This window comes from Reyranella sp. (assembly GCF_030651995.1).
Classification (GTDB): Bacteria; Pseudomonadota; Alphaproteobacteria; order Reyranellales; family Reyranellaceae; genus Reyranella.
On the sequence record NZ_JAUSBN010000052.1, the window covers coordinates 1 to 14,412 of the forward strand.

General features: G+C 67.5%; 11 protein-coding genes and 1 pseudogene. 6 read left to right on the forward strand and 6 right to left on the reverse strand.

The features are described from left to right. Positions 1 to 183: 183 nt before the first annotated feature. Complete coding sequence (locus tag Q7V45_RS15360; protein ID WP_304853656.1) at positions 184 to 1,836, reverse strand: tetratricopeptide repeat protein; 1,653 nt, start codon at positions 1,834 to 1,836, stop codon at positions 184 to 186. Positions 1,837 to 1,907: 71 nt separating this feature from the next. On the opposite strand from Q7V45_RS15360, the gene Q7V45_RS15365 reads away from it, so the two are divergent. Next, complete coding sequence (locus tag Q7V45_RS15365) at positions 1,908 to 3,020, forward strand: FAD-binding oxidoreductase (protein WP_304853657.1); 1,113 nt, start codon at positions 1,908 to 1,910, stop codon at positions 3,018 to 3,020. 79 nt (positions 3,021 to 3,099) lie between these two features. Here the strand turns inward: Q7V45_RS15365 and Q7V45_RS15370 are convergent, their stop codons facing one another. The 5 genes from Q7V45_RS15370 to Q7V45_RS15390 form a co-directional block, all read right to left on the reverse strand. Then, positions 3,100 to 3,789 (reverse strand): hypothetical protein, encoded by a 690-nt coding sequence (locus Q7V45_RS15370; protein ID WP_304853659.1) that lies wholly within the window; start codon positions 3,787 to 3,789, stop codon positions 3,100 to 3,102. Positions 3,790 to 3,848: 59 nt separating this feature from the next. Then, positions 3,849 to 4,673 (reverse strand): sugar phosphate isomerase/epimerase, encoded by an 825-nt coding sequence (locus Q7V45_RS15375; protein WP_304853661.1) that lies wholly within the window; start codon positions 4,671 to 4,673, stop codon positions 3,849 to 3,851. A gap of 75 nt (positions 4,674 to 4,748) precedes the next feature. After that, entirely contained in the window at positions 4,749 to 5,558 is an 810-nt protein-coding gene (gene cysE / locus Q7V45_RS15380) for a serine O-acetyltransferase (RefSeq protein WP_304853663.1), read from the reverse strand. 111 nt (positions 5,559 to 5,669) lie between these two features. Beyond that, positions 5,670 to 6,260, reverse strand: coding sequence for a phospholipid-binding protein MlaC (locus Q7V45_RS15385; RefSeq protein ID WP_304853665.1), 591 nt, complete (start codon positions 6,258 to 6,260; stop codon positions 5,670 to 5,672). 81 nt (positions 6,261 to 6,341) lie between these two features. Beyond that, entirely contained in the window at positions 6,342 to 7,136 is a 795-nt protein-coding gene (locus Q7V45_RS15390) for a VacJ family lipoprotein (RefSeq protein ID WP_304853666.1), read from the reverse strand. A 242-nt stretch (positions 7,137 to 7,378) separates the two neighbouring features. Here Q7V45_RS15390 and Q7V45_RS15395 point away from each other — a divergent pair, with 242 nt between their 5' ends. From Q7V45_RS15395 to Q7V45_RS15415, 5 genes and pseudogenes are all read left to right on the forward strand, one after another. Further along, positions 7,379 to 8,359 (forward strand): metalloregulator ArsR/SmtB family transcription factor, encoded by a 981-nt coding sequence (locus Q7V45_RS15395; protein WP_304853668.1) that lies wholly within the window; start codon positions 7,379 to 7,381, stop codon positions 8,357 to 8,359. Positions 8,360 to 8,388: 29 nt separating this feature from the next. After that, positions 8,389 to 9,276, forward strand: coding sequence for a methylenetetrahydrofolate reductase [NAD(P)H] (gene metF / locus Q7V45_RS15400; RefSeq protein ID WP_304853825.1), 888 nt, complete (start codon positions 8,389 to 8,391; stop codon positions 9,274 to 9,276). Next, a pseudogene (gene metH, locus Q7V45_RS15405) lies at positions 9,273 to 12,979 on the forward strand (methionine synthase). Before metF ends, metH begins: the two are co-directional and overlap by 4 nt. 72 nt (positions 12,980 to 13,051) lie before the next feature. Beyond that, complete coding sequence (locus Q7V45_RS15410) at positions 13,052 to 13,774, forward strand: sulfite exporter TauE/SafE family protein (protein ID WP_304853826.1); 723 nt, start codon at positions 13,052 to 13,054, stop codon at positions 13,772 to 13,774. A 51-nt stretch (positions 13,775 to 13,825) separates the two neighbouring features. Then, complete coding sequence (locus tag Q7V45_RS15415) at positions 13,826 to 14,347, forward strand: hypothetical protein (RefSeq protein WP_304853670.1); 522 nt, start codon at positions 13,826 to 13,828, stop codon at positions 14,345 to 14,347. Positions 14,348 to 14,412: the final 65 nt, after the last annotated feature.

The following is a 14,412-nucleotide window of genomic DNA, read 5'->3' on the forward strand; positions in this document are numbered from 1 at the left end:
TGCCTGACAACCGCGCAATTTTGATTCTCGCGATCCACGTGTGACGAACGAAATGGAATCGCGAGAAGGCGGCCAAGATTCGAAAGCATCTCAAAAGTTCAGCATCCCCATGCCCTGCTCAAAGATTCACAAGCTCTCAGCATGAGGATTGGTGGTGGCGAATCTATCTTGATCGGAAAGACTCTAGGCGGCTTCGCGTCGGCACAGACACGACGCCCGCACCGGCATCTCCGTGCGGGCGGCCGCGAGATCGAGGCGTGCCTTGATCAGCGGCGCCTCGACCGTCTCGCCACGCCGCGTCAGGCATTCGTGCAGGCCGTGCAGGCTCCAGACGTTCTCGGGATGCCAGCAGGCGCGGTTGGTCTTGCCGTCGAAGCCGAGGTCGGCGCGATAGACGGCTTCGGCTTCGGCGAGATGGCCCTGCTCCAGCAGCAGCGCGCCCAGTGCGTGCCGGGTCGGTTGCATCCAGCCCCAGGGCTCGTCGTAGGGCAGCGAATCGTCGAGCTCGACGGCGCGGCGCAGGTGGGCGAAGGCCAGATCGAAGTTGCCGCGGCGATATTCCAGCTCGCCGGTCAGCATCTCCTCGGCGATGGCCAGCAGGTCGACCATCGTGTTGTTGTGCAGGCGCCGGCTCTCTGGCACGCGCGCGCAGGCAGCGCGGAAGTCGGCGCGCGCCTTCTCTGCCAGCTCGATCTCGCCCAGCACCGAATGCGCCACGCCCTTGGCGTAGAGCGTCATCGCCGTGGTCGAGCAATAAAGGTCGGGGTCCTTCGGCAGCTCCTGCGCGATGATCTCGCGCCACTTGCCGAAGCGCACCAGCACGTGCTGCTTCATCGAAAGATAGCCCTCGACGAAATCGGCCATCGGCGGCGACGGGATGCGCAGCAGCTCTTCGGGCGTGGTGTCGATCAGCTCCTGCGCGGCGGTGATGGCCGGCGTGTACTGGCCGAGGAACATGGCGCCGTAGACGATGAAGTGATGATCGTGGCTGCGATACATCGAATAGACGTTGAGGGCGCCCTCGCGCGCCAGGTACTTGCGGTCGACCACGACGGCCTTCTGGTTGTAGACGACGACGTCGCGATAGTTGCCGCACAGCACGTCGATATGGGTCGGCATGTGCACGAGGTGGCCGGAGTCGGGCACCAGGTCGCGCAGCCGGTCGCCGGCGCGCAGCGCGCGCTGCGGGAACGGCGACATCTCCATCAGATGGACGTAGAGGTGCAGCAGGCCGGGATGGTCCCAGCTCGCCGGGATGTCGCGGAACGCGCCTTCCAGCACCTCGACCGCCTCCTCCGTGCCGGCGCCCGGCGTCGGCTGGCCGGTCTTGAGGTCCCACATCTGCCACGGCGTCTCGTTCATGATCGCCTCGGCGAACACCGAGCGCAGGTCGAGATCGTTCGGATGGGCGCGGAACAGCTTGCGCATCTCGACGGTGAACGCCTTGTCCCAAGTGGTCTGATCCTCGATCGCCTCGCGCTGCGGATAGCGCGCCGGCAGGGCGCGGATCAGCGCCTGCTCGACTGGCGAGGCATTGGGCGCGGCGGCCAGCGCGCGCTGCATGGCGTCGTACGAGGCTTCGAGCGCGCGCTTCTTGCCGGCCGGATCGTAGCGGTGCCAGGGGAGATTGTAGTTCGGCCCGGCAGCGTAGGAGATGCCCCAATGTGCCATGGCGCAGCCGGGATCGGTCTCCAGCGCCTTCTCGAAGCACTTGATCGCCTCGGCATGGTTGAAGCCGTAGAGCCAGTTCAGTCCGCGATCGAACCAGAGCTGGGTCTGAGGCGACGAGGTGGTGACGGTCCGCTTGTAGGCGCCGAGATCGTAATAGTCGTCCATGGCCCATGCTCCCGCTGCGATCCGGAGGCATGGTGCCGCCGTCCGCCCGGTTGCGCTAGTCTCGAACGGCCATGGACACGGGAAAGCGGATCGTCATCTGCGGCGGCGGCGCCATCGGCGCGGCCATCGCCTATTTCCTGAGCCGCCGCGGCGCGCGGCCGGTCGTGGTGGAGCGGCACGAGGTCGGGGGCTCGGCCTCCGGCAAGTCGGGTGGTTTCCTGGCGCTCGACTGGTGCCGCGGCACGGCGCTCGACCGGCTGGCCCGCCGCAGCTTCGCCTTGCATGCCGAACTCGCCGGGGATCTGGGCAATCCGTGGGGCTACAGAAGACTCACGACCTTTGCCGGTCATGCTGCGGAGGGGCGTCGCGCGCAAGGGACCGCCGGACGGCCCTGGCTCTCATCAGACGTGACCCTGACGGGCCAGATCGGCTCGCCCCGGACGACGGCGCTGGTCGAGCCGCGCGCCTTCACGACCGGATTGATGAGCGCCGCACGGGCGAACGGTGCCGAACTGCGTCTCGGGACCGTCACGGGAATGCTGAGGAGCGCGTCCGGCGCAATCGGCGGCGTCACGCTTGAAAGCGGCGAGACCGTGGAGGGCAATGGCGTGGTGATCGCCCTGGGGCCGTGGTCCATCCTGGCGTCGCGCTGGCTGCCGCTGCCCGCCGTGTACGGCTTCAAGGGCCATAGTCTCGTCTTCCGCACCGGCGAGGCGGTGCCGGCCGAAGCCCTGTTCCTCGAATACGAGGAGGCGAGCGGCGAGACGCTGACGCCGGAGATCTTCGCGCGCGCCGACGGCACGGTCTGGGCCTGCGCGGTTTCGAGCACCGCGTCGCTGCCGGTCGATCCGTGCGATGTCGTGGGCGACGAGGGTGCACACGAACGGCTGGAGGCGCTGTGCCGCGCCGTGTCGCCTGCCCTCGCGGCCGCGCCCATCGTCGCGCGGCAGGCCTGCTTTCGGCCCGTCACCGAGGACGGCCTGCCGTTGATCGGCGCCGTGCCGGGTGTCGCCAATGCCTGGGTCGCGACCGGCCACAGCGTCTGGGGCATGCTCAACGCGCCCGCGACCGGCGAGGCGATGGCCGAGCTGATTCTCGACGGTGCAACGACGCATGTGGAATTGAGGCACTTCGCACCGGGCCGGCTGCGGCCTTTCTCGCGGCTCCGCAATCAGTCGTCCTGAGCGCAGCGAAGGACCTCGCAGAACGACCAGAGTACTGCCTGGCTGACGTGAGGTCCTTCGCTGCGCTCAGGACGACAGTTTATTCCGACTTGCTCGTCCAACGCGGCGGAAGCAGTCGGGTGTTGAGGACGAACGGAACGCTGTTGTCGCTGAGGCGGATCGTGCCGATGAATGGCAGGTCGTAGGAGGCGTGGAAATAGATCTGCGCGCGCTGCACCACGCCGTAATCCTCGTTCATCGGCGGCAGGCCGAACAGCGCACGGAAAGGACACCTGAACGTCGCCTGCTCGCCGGGCTTCAGCTCGCCGGCAGAGCCCGCCGGAAAGCGCACGTCGGTCGCCTCGATCAGGGTCGGCTCGCGGCCCGAGGCGCGCACGTGATCGAGCACGCAGGCGAACTTGAGGCCCTTCATCGCAAACCACGGACTCCGATTTTCCGCCGTGAACGTCGCGTCGAAGGGCGAGCCGGCCTTCTGCTCCTCTGACGCATAGACCGGCACCGGCCGCATCGCCCAGGCACCGATGCCAACACCTGCGATCACCACCAGCACCGCGAGGAAGACGATCAGGCTCTGCAGCGACTGCGCGCCGCTGTGCGCCATCATGCGCAATTCCTGCTGCAGGGTCGTGGTGGGCGGCGGCAGCGGCCTCGGCGCGGAAGTCCGGGGTGCGGGTTTGCGCGCTCTCGGTTTGGTGCCGGACGAAGGCGGCCTGGCGCCGGAAGAGGCGCTCTTCCGCGACTTGCTCGGGGACTTCTTCTTCTGCGCCATGGTTGAACTCGTAGCGCTTCCGGCCCGCGCCATCCATCCCGCCGCTGGTCGCAGGCGGCTCAGGAGAAGGCAATCTCCATCGTGCGCCGCGTCGCCTTGGCACCCTCGCGCGCGACATCGACGGCGGGCTGCGCCCAGTGCACCGGATTGGGCGCCTCGTAGCTCACCCAGCCTTCGTAGCCCTTGGCCGCGAGAAGCTGGAACATGTCGTTCCAGCGCACCACGCCCTGCCCCGGTGGCAGGCGATCGACCGGCGGCGCGGCGTTGGGCGGCGCGTTGGGCACGTCGCTGTACTGAACGTAGAAAATCTCGGCGGCGGGCACTTCCTCGAAGCCGCGGCCGGGGCGACCGCCCCTCTGCAGATGATAGGCATCGAGCAGCAGCCCCACATGCTTCTGTCCGGCCTTGGCGATCAGTTCGCGCAGGATCTCGAGGCGGCTGACGATCGGATGCTGGAACTGGTATTCGAGCGCCAGCCGAAGGCCGTGGCGCGCCACGATCTCGCCTGCATGACGGATATTGGCCACCGCCTCGTCGAGCGACGCGGCGCCCGGACCGATCCCGCTCATCACCGTTGCGCAATCGAGCGTGACGGCCCTCTCGCAGGCCTCCTCCAGCGACGCGAACAGGCGCTCGCGATCTTCGGGCACGGCAAAGGTCCAGCCGTACTCGCAGCCGACGGCACTGACCGGCAGTCCGTTCGCACGCACGCGGCCCAACACCTCGGTGTTCGACAGGCCACGCTCCCGCGCCCGCATGAAATCGACGCGGCGCAACTCGATCGCGTCGAAGCCGCCGGCCTTCGCCGCGGCCAGGGCTTCTTCGAATGGTGTCGTGTCGACCGTCCAGAGGTGGAGTGCGAAACCGCGGAACTTGTGGCGCATGTCTTGATCCCTTCGTCCGATCATGGACGGCCGGGACAGGCGCTCAGGCCGTGTCGTCGACCACGGCGGCGGTTTCTAGATACGGTGATCCATGTCGAGGGCCGGTTCCGGCACGTCGACGCAGCCGATGATGCGGGCGGGCACGCCGGCGGCGGTGCAGCCGGCCGGCACGGGGTCGAGCACGACGCTGCCGGCCGCGATCTTGGCGCAGGCGCCAATCTCGATGTTGCCCAGAACCTTGGCGCCGGCCCCCAGCAGCACACCGCGGCGCACCTTGGGATGGCGGTCGCCCCGCTCCTTGCCGGTGCCGCCCAGGGTGACGCCGTGCAGCATGGAGACGCCATCCTCGACGACGGCGGTCTCACCGATCACGACGCCGGTCCCGTGGTCGATGAAGATGCTCTTGCCGATCACCGCGCCGGGATGGATGTCGAGGCCGAACAGCGAACTCGACCGGCTCTGCAGGAAGTGCGCGAGCGAGCGCCGGCCCTGCGTCCACAGCCAGTGCGATGCCCGGTAGGTCTGCAGCGCGTGATATCCCTTGAACCAGAGCAGCGGATCGAGATGCGAGGTGCAGGCCGGGTCGCGGTCGGCCACCGCCATGATGTCGGCCCGCGCGGCGAGGCCGATGCCGGGATCGGCCGCGAGGGCCTCGTCGAAGGTCTGGCGGATCAGCGCGGCCGGCACCTCGGTCGTGCCGACGAGCCGCGCGAGGTGATAGCTGAGCGCATTCTCGAAGCGGGGCTGGCTCAGGATCGTCGCATGGAGGGTTCCGGCCAGCACGGGTTCCGCGGCGGCCGCCGCATGCGCCGCTTCGCGAATCCGGTCCCAGACCGGATCGACCGAGCGCAACTCGGTCGGGTTCTTGGCAAATGCGCTGTCCATGGCGCTCTCCTCCGCTCCGCTCTCGTCCCCTGCGACGCCCGCGAAAGCGATCGACGCGCCTCCCTAGGAGGAAAGACTACGCCGACCGGCCCGCAGGCGCAATTCGCCGCGTCAGCGGGCGGCCCGGGCTTCCAGCTCGCTGACCAGCGGCTCGACCTTGCCGCCATGGTTCTGGATGTAGGAATTGAAATCCGAACGTCTAGTCATGACCATGCTGACGCCCTCGACCTTCACGTCGGTGATGCGGTCGCCGCGGACCTCCCATTCGAGCTTGATCGGCTGGCCGCTCGTCTGGTTCAGACGGCTGTCGACGATAATCGCGCCGTTGGTGCGCGGCGTCACCTTGCCGATGGTCAGCGTCTGGCCGCCATACTGGCCGAACCGCTCGCTGTAGGCCTTGGCCTCGGCGGTGGCGACGGCCTTCAGGAAGCGCGCACGCTCCTGCTCGGTCGCCGTGTTCCAATGCGTGCCCAGCGCCACGCGGGCCATGGCAGGCATGTCGAAGTTGGCCTGGAGAACCCCAAGAATCGCCGCCTGGCGATCGGCGCCGGTCTTGGTCTTCACGATCTCGATGACCTGCTGCGCGGTGCGCTGCACGATCTGTGCGGGATCGGCGGCAACGGCCGGTCCGACCACGGCGGTGAACACGGCCGCAGTGGCCACGAACTGCAACACGACACGACGAGAGGCGAGCTTCGGCACCGTGCACTCCTTTGACGAAATTTGGGGGAAGCGTTCTAGCGCGGACGCCCGATCAACGCACCCTCGGCCGGACCCGTTGCGCTAGCGAACCAGTGCCAGGTTGTCGCGACGCTCGAGTTCGCTGCGGGCGTTGGTCTTCTCGCGCTTCTCGCGAATCTGGTCGGCACGGTTCTGGGTGTAGGCCGAACGCAGCGCCGCGTAGTAGTCGACGCTGTTCTTCTCCAGGTCGTCGAGCGCGAAGATGGTGCGGGAACGGTAGTCGACGGCATTCATGCCGTAGCGCCCGATCTGCCAGACATCCCAGTCGACGGCGAGATTGAAGGTCAGGATGCGGAACGGATCGACCAGATAGTCCATCATCAGGCCGGTGCCGTCGCGCGCGTTGGACGGACCATAGGCCGGCAGCATGAGATAGAAGCCGCCATTCTCCGGCTCGACGCCCGCCCACAGGCCGATCGTCTTGCCGAAATCCTCCTTGGTGCGTTCCAGTCCGAAGCTCGAGGCCACGTCGAAGATGCCGGCCACGCCGATCGTCGAATTCACCAGAAAGCGCGCCATGGTCGTCGCGGCGCGATTCGGATCGCCCTGGAAGACCTCGTTGATGGCCGTCACCGGCTCGCCGAGATTGTCGAGGACGTTGCGCACGCCGGTCTGCGCCCGCTCAGGCACCAGGTCGCGATACATGACCGCCAGCGGTCGCAGCGCCATGACGTCGACGGCGCGGTTGATCGAGAAGATGAAACGATTCGGGGTTTCCAGCGGATCCCACACTTCGGCGGCGCCGGTATCGCCGGAAGCACAGCCTCCCAAGACCGTTCCGGCGAGGGCGACCGCGACCATCGAGCGGCGAATGCTGGCAGCAAAGGCTCTCGTCACACCGATCATCAACGCCGACCCCGGATCATCCGCTGGCCCGGGACGCCGGGCCAAAAAGCGTGACGCGACGTTCATCCGTCGCATCGTTCGGAGTGTTGCATACCGGCACCGTGTTCTTAAAGCAATTCCGGGGCCGGCATTTCCCCCGGCCCAGTATCCTTTGTTTCTTGTGTTTCCGCGGCCACAGATCACCCCCAAAACGAGCCTTGCATACATAAAGATATGCTTATATCATTCTTTCCATGGAACACCTCCTCACCCTGCTGCGAGCCGCCGCCGAAGACACCAGGCTGCGGATTTTGGCCTTGGCCGCTCGTGAGGACCTGACTGTCAGCGACTATGTGAATGTGCTGGGACAGAGCCAGCCGCGCGTCTCCCGGCACCTGAAACTGCTGGTCGAGGCGGGCCTGTTGGAGCGTTTCCGCGAGGCCCAGTTCACCCGCTTCCGCCTGACCAATGGCGGCGAGGATGCCGCCCTGGTGCGCGAGTTCGTGCGCCGGCTCGATCCCAAGCATCCCCGGATCGCGACTGACCGCGCCCGGCTGGATGCCGTCCAGCAGCGCCGCCAGACGGCGGCCGCCCGCTTCTTCCGCGACAATGCCCAGCGCTGGGATGAACTCCGCGCCCTGCACGTTGCCGACCGCGAGATCGAGCGGGCGCTTAGCCATCACCTGCCGCTCGGCGCCCGCCGGCTGCTCGATGTCGGCACCGGCACGGGCCGCCTGCTCGAGGTGCTGGCGCCCAAGGTCGAACAGGCGATCGGCGTCGACCAGAGCCGCGAGATGCTGGCGCTGGCCCGCGCCAACCTCGCCCGCGCCGGCATCGACAATGCCGATATCCGCCAGGGCGACATGTACGCCCTGCCCTTCGAGTCCGACAGTTTCGACGTCGTGACGATCCACCACGTGCTGCACTATGCGGACGATCCCGCCGCGGCACTGGCCGAGGCCGCGCGGGTCGTGAAGCCCGGCGGCTCGGTCCTCGTGGTCGACTTCGCGCCACACGACCTGGTCGAGCTGAAGCGCGAGCACGCCCATGTGCATCTGGGCTTCGCCGACAACCAGGTGCAGGGCTGGCTGCGCAGCGCCGGCCTCAGTCCGCTCGAACCGATCCACTTTCCCGGCCGCCGCCTGATGACGGGCATCTGGCGCGGCGAGCGCGAGCTGCCGGCCCGCGCCGCCCCGCGGCCTGCCGCCGTTTCCGTCCATGGAGAATCACGATGAGTCCCGATACCGGTCCGATCGGCAATCCGATGAGTACGACCGCGACCGAATTTCCCGCGCGCGCGCCGCAGCGGCTCGCCGTGTCCTTCGAGTTCTCGCCGCCCCGGACCGATGCCGCCGAGCAGACGCTGTGGGAGACGGTGAAGCGCCTGACGCCGCTCCATCCCGCCTTCTTCTCCGTGACCTACGGCGCCGGCGGCTCGACGCGCCAGCGCACCCACGACACGGTGGCGCGACTCAAGAGCGAGACCGGCATCGATGCCGCCGCGCACCTCACCTGCGTCGCCGCCACCCAGGGCGAGATCGACGACATCGCGCGCGCCTACTGGGATGCCGGCATCCGTCATATCGTGGCGTTGCGCGGCGACCCGCCGGGCGGCATGGGCGGCCAGTACACGCCGCATCCGGGCGGCTATGCCAATGCGGCGGCGCTGGTCACCGGCCTGAAGAAGATCGGCAACTTCCAGATCAGCGTCGCAGGCTATCCCGAGAAGCATCCCGCCTCGGCCGACGAGAAGGCGGATCTTGAGAACCTGAAGGCCAAGGTCGATGCCGGCGCCGACCGCTGCATCACCCAGTTCTTTTTCGAGGCCGACGATTTCCTGCGCTTCCGCGACCGCGCGGCGGCGGCAGGCATCAACGTGCCGCTCGTGCCGGGCATCATGCCGGTGTCGAACTTCCAGGCCGTCAACCGCATCGCCGGTCTCTGCGGTTCGAAGGTGCCGCCGTGGTTCTGCAACATGTTCGACGGGCTCGACGACGATCTCGAGACGCGCCGCATGATCGCCGCGACCGTTGCCGGCGACCTCTGCCGCCGCCTGCGCGACGAGGGCGTGGAGCAGTTCCATTTCTATACGCTGAACCGGGCCGATCTCACCTTTGCGATCTGCCACCTGCTGGGAGTGCGCCCCAAGTGACCCGCGAGGAAAAGGCCGAGCAGCTGCGCGAGATCGGCTCGCAGCGCATCCTGATCAAGGACGGGCCCTATGGCTCGATGATCCAGAGCTACAAGCTCGACGAGGAAGGGTTCCGCGGCGGCCGTACCTTCAACCACGACCAGAAGGGCAACAACGACCTCCTGAACCTGACGCGTCCCGACGTGGTGGGCGAGATCTGCAACGCCTATCTCGACGCCGGCGCCGACATCGTGGCGACCAACACCTTCAACTCGAATTCGATCAGCCTGTCCGACTACGGCATCACCGGCATGGCGCGCGAGATCAACGTCGCCGCGGCAAAGCTGACGCGCGCCTGCGCCGATGCCGCCACGGCGCGCGATCCCGCCAAGCCGCGGTTCGTCGCGGGCGCGCTGGGGCCGACCAACAAGACTCTGTCGGTGTCGCCCAAGGTCAGCGATCCGGGCTTCCGCGCCGTCACCTTCGACGAGGTGAAGGACATGTACCGCGAGCAGATCGACGGGCTGCTCGACGGCGGCGTCGACTTCATCCTGGTCGAGACGGTGTTCGACACGCTGAACGCCAAGGCCGCCTTGGTCGCCGTCGACGAGGCGGGCGAGGCGCGCGGCGAGGTCCTTCCGGTGATGGTGTCGATGACGCTCACCGACCTGGCCGGCCGCAACCTCTCGGGCCAGACGGTCGAGGCCTTCTGGCATTCGGTGCGGCATGCCAAGCCGATCACCATGGGGCTGAACTGCAGCTTCGGCGCGACCGAGCTCCATCCCTATGTGCAGGCGCTGAACCCGCAGGTCGACAGCATGCTCTGCATCTATCCCAATGCCGGCCTGCCCAACGAGCTTGGCGCCTATGACGAGCCGCCGGAGATGACCGGCAAGCTGGTCAAGGGCTGGGCCGAGAACGGCTGGATCAACGTGGTCGGCGGCTGCTGCGGCACGACGCCCGCCCACATCAAGGCGATCGCCGAGGCGGTCAAAGGCATCACGCCGCGCACTTGGCATGTCCTGCCACCCGCGCTGCGTCTCAGTGGCATGGAACCGGCGAGTTTCTTCTAATGGCTCAGGATATCGACAACGAAAGCAAGCCGGCGCCGCGGGCGATGTTCATCAACATCGGCGAGCGCACCAACGTCACCGGCTCGGCCCGCTTCAAGAAGCTGATCCTGGAAGGCGACTACACCGCCGCCGTCGAGGTCGCGCGCCAGCAGGTCGAGAGCGGCGCGCAGATCATCGACATCAACATGGACGAGGGCCTGCTCGATGCCGAGCTGGCGATGGACACGTTCCTGAAGCTGATCGCCGCCGAGCCCGACATCGCCCGCGTGCCGATCATGATCGACAGCTCCAAATGGAGCGTGATCGAGGCCGGCCTGAAGTGCGTCGCTGGCAAGCCGATCGTGAACTCGATCTCCATGAAGGAAGGCATCGAGCCCTTCATCGCGCAGGCCCGCAAGGTCCGCCGCTACGGCGCCGCCGTGGTGGTGATGGCCTTCGACGAAAAAGGCCAGGCCGACACCAAGGAGCGCAAGGTCGAGATCTGCGCCCGCGCCTATGACATCCTGGTGAACCAGGTCGGCTTCCCGGCCGAGGACATCATCTTCGATCCCAACGTCTTCGCGGTGGCGACCGGCATCGAGGAGCACAACAATTACGGCGTCGACTTCATCGAGGCGACGCGCGAAATCAAGAAGCGCTGTCCCGCCGCCAAGATTTCCGGCGGCGTCTCCAACCTCTCCTTCGCCTTCCGCGGCAACGAGCCGGTGCGCAAGGCGATGCATTCGGTGTTCCTCTACCACGCCATCCAGGCGGGCATGGACATGGGCATCGTCAATGCCGGCCAGCTCGAGGTCTACGACCAGATCCCCCGGGAACTCCGCGACGCCTGCGAGGACGTGATCCTCAACCGCAATCCCGACGCCACCGAGCGGCTGCTTGAGCTGGCGCCCAAGTACAAGGGCACCGGCGAGGTCGCCGAGACGCAGGACGCGGAGTGGCGCAGCTGGCCGGTCGAGAAGCGGCTGGAGCATGCGCTGGTCAAGGGCATGGACCAGTTCGTCGTGGCCGACACCGAGGAGGCGCGGCTGCAGATCGCGCGGCCGATCGAGGTCATCGAGGGCCCGCTGATGGCCGGCATGAACGTGGTCGGCGACCTGTTCGGCGCCGGCAAGATGTTCCTGCCGCAGGTGGTGAAGAGCGCGCGCGTCATGAAGAAGGCGGTGGCGCATCTCCTGCCCTACATCGAGGCGCAGAAGACGGCGGGCTCGCGGCCCAAGGGCAAGATCGTCATGGCGACGGTCAAGGGCGACGTCCACGACATCGGCAAGAACATCGTGGGCGTGGTCCTGCAGTGCAACAACTTCGAGGTCATCGATCTCGGCGTCATGGTGCCGTTCCAGGACATCCTGAAGAGCGCCAACGACAACAAGGCCGACATCATCGGCCTGTCCGGCCTGATCACGCCGTCGCTCGACGAGATGGTGACGGTGGCCGAGGAGATGACGCGACAGGGCATGAACCTGCCGCTGCTGATCGGCGGCGCCACGACCTCCAAGGTGCACACCGCTCTGCGCATCGCGCCGCGCTATAACGGCACCACCGTGCACGTGCTCGACGCCTCGCGCGCCGTCGGCGTCTGCTCGGCGCTCGTCTCGGAATCGGGCTCTCAGGCCGAGGATTTCGCCATCAAGGTCGCGGCCGAATACGAGGCGATCCGGGTCGAACGCGCGGGCGGCACCAAGGAGAAGGTGATCCCGCTCGCGGCGGCCCGCGCCAACGACTTCAAGATCGACTGGCAGGCCTACACGGCGCCCAAGCCCGCCATCACCGGCACGCGCGTGTTTGCCGAGTATCCGCTGCACGAGCTGGTCGAACGCATCGACTGGACGCCGTTCTTCCGCGCCTGGGAGCTGGCCGGCAACTATCCGGCCATCCTCGAGGATCCCGTGGTCGGCGACAGCGCCAAGAAGCTCTATGCCGACGCGCGCAAGATGCTCGACCTGATCGTGCGGGAGAAGTGGCTGACGGCGAAGGGCGTGGTCGCCTTCTGGCCGTGCCGCCGAGAGGGTGACGACGTCGTGATCTACAGCGACGAGACGCGCACCAAGGAGATCTCGCGCCTCTTCTTCCTGCGCCAGCAGATCGAGAAGCGCGCGCCGCGGGCCAACATGTGCCTGGCCGACTTCATCTCGCCCGAGGCCGACTGGATCGGCGGCTTCGCCGTCACCGCCGGCCATGGCATCGAGGAGCATCTCGCGCGCTTCAAGGCCGACCATGACGACTATTCCGACATCCTGCTGAAGGCGCTGGCCGACCGCCTGGCCGAGGCCTTCGCCGAGCGTCTGCACGAGCGCGCCCGCAAGACCCTGTGGGGCTACGCCCCCGAGGAGGCGCTCGCCAACGAGGATCTGGTGCGCGAGAAGTATCGCGGCATCCGCCCGGCACCGGGCTATCCCGCCTGCCCCGACCACAGCCAGAAGCCCGAACTGTTCCGGCTGCTGAACGCCGGCCAGAACGCCGGCATCCAGCTCACCGAGAGCTTCGCGATGATGCCGACCTCGGCGGTCTCGGGCTACTACTTCGCCCATCCCGACGCGCAGTATTTCGGCGTCGCCCGCATCGGCAAGGACCAGGTCGAAGACTATGCCAGGCGCCGTGGCGTCTCGATCGAGCAGGCGGAGAAGTGGCTGCGGCCGAACATCGGGTACTGAGGCGGACCTCGCTTTGCACTCGCGGCATTCCGCCCTCGCTGAACGGGGGCGGATGACGAGATGAGCGAAATGCTGAGCTACGCCCTCGTCCTGTTCGTCGGGCTGATCGCCGGAACGGTGAGCGGCGTCGTCGGGACCGGCGCGACGGTCATCCTGTTGCCGGTTCTGGTCATGGTCTTCGGGCCGCGCGAGGCGGTGCCGATCATGGCAGTCGTCGCGCTGATGTCGAACTTCGCCAAGATCACCGCCTGGTGGCGTCACATCGACTGGCGCGCCGCTGGGGCCTATGCCGCCGGCGGCATTCCCGCGGCGGCCCTGGGTGCCCGCACCCTGCTGGCGCTACCCGAGAACGCCGTCGAAACGGCGCTTGGCGTCTTCTTCCTCGCAATGATCCCGGGCCGCCGCTGGCTCGCCCGGCGTAATATCGTGCTGGGCTATGGCGGCATGCTCTTGGCCGGCATCGTGATCGGCTTCCTGACGGGCATCGTGGTCTCCACCGGACCGCTCAGCGTGCCGGCCTTCGCCGCCCACGGACTCGTCAAGGGGGCGTTCATCGCCACCGAAGCCGCGGGCTCGCTCGCCCTCTACATCAGCAAGGCCGTCACGTTCCAGGCGTTCGGCGCGCTCCCGACCGACATCGTGGTGAAGGGATTGATCACCGGATCCTCGGTGATGACCGGCACGTATCTCGCGCGCCTGATCGTCGAACGTCTGAGCGTCACCGCTTTCCAGTACGTGCTCGACATCGTCATGGCCGTGTCGGGAGTCGCGCTGCTTTGGCAGGCCCTGAGGTAGACGCGCGCGGAATAGCTTGGCAAGGAGGGATCCCCTTCAAGGAGACCAATGATGGCAATCACGAAGAAGCAGGAACTGCGCGCTCTCAGCGAGAGCGAGCGCGAGTTGGTGGAAATGTCAGGCGTCCGCGCCGCGCGGGCGATGACCGACGCCGAACTCAACCGGTTGGTGAAGCGCCTGCGCACGCGCCGCGACCGGGCAAGGACGGTGGCCGAGCGGCAACGGCGCGAGATGCGGGGCAAGGCGCGGCCGCGCGGCGCAACGCCGCCGAAGGCCGACGAGGGTTCGCAGGTGAAGCTCGAGGTCCTGACGGCGGCGCTCGCCCGCCTCGACACGGAGACGGCGCGCCGCGGCGAGATCAAGGCCAAGGCCGAGCTGGTCGCCAGCGCGAAGAAGGCACTGGCGCTGAAGCAGAAGGCCAAGCCGGCCACGCCCGCGGCGAAGGCGCGGGGGCCCGCCAAGGTCGTTCGCGGCAAGGCGCGCGTGGAAGTCGAGAACCATGTGCCGCGATCGGTGCGGGGGAGCGTCCGCAGCCAGGTGGCCAGGGCGCAGGCGAAGCGCGACTCCCGGTAAGATCCTTTCCGGGCACGATCTCGCCCGGCCGCCCTGCGAGAGGCCGCCGCCGACACGGGCGGCGG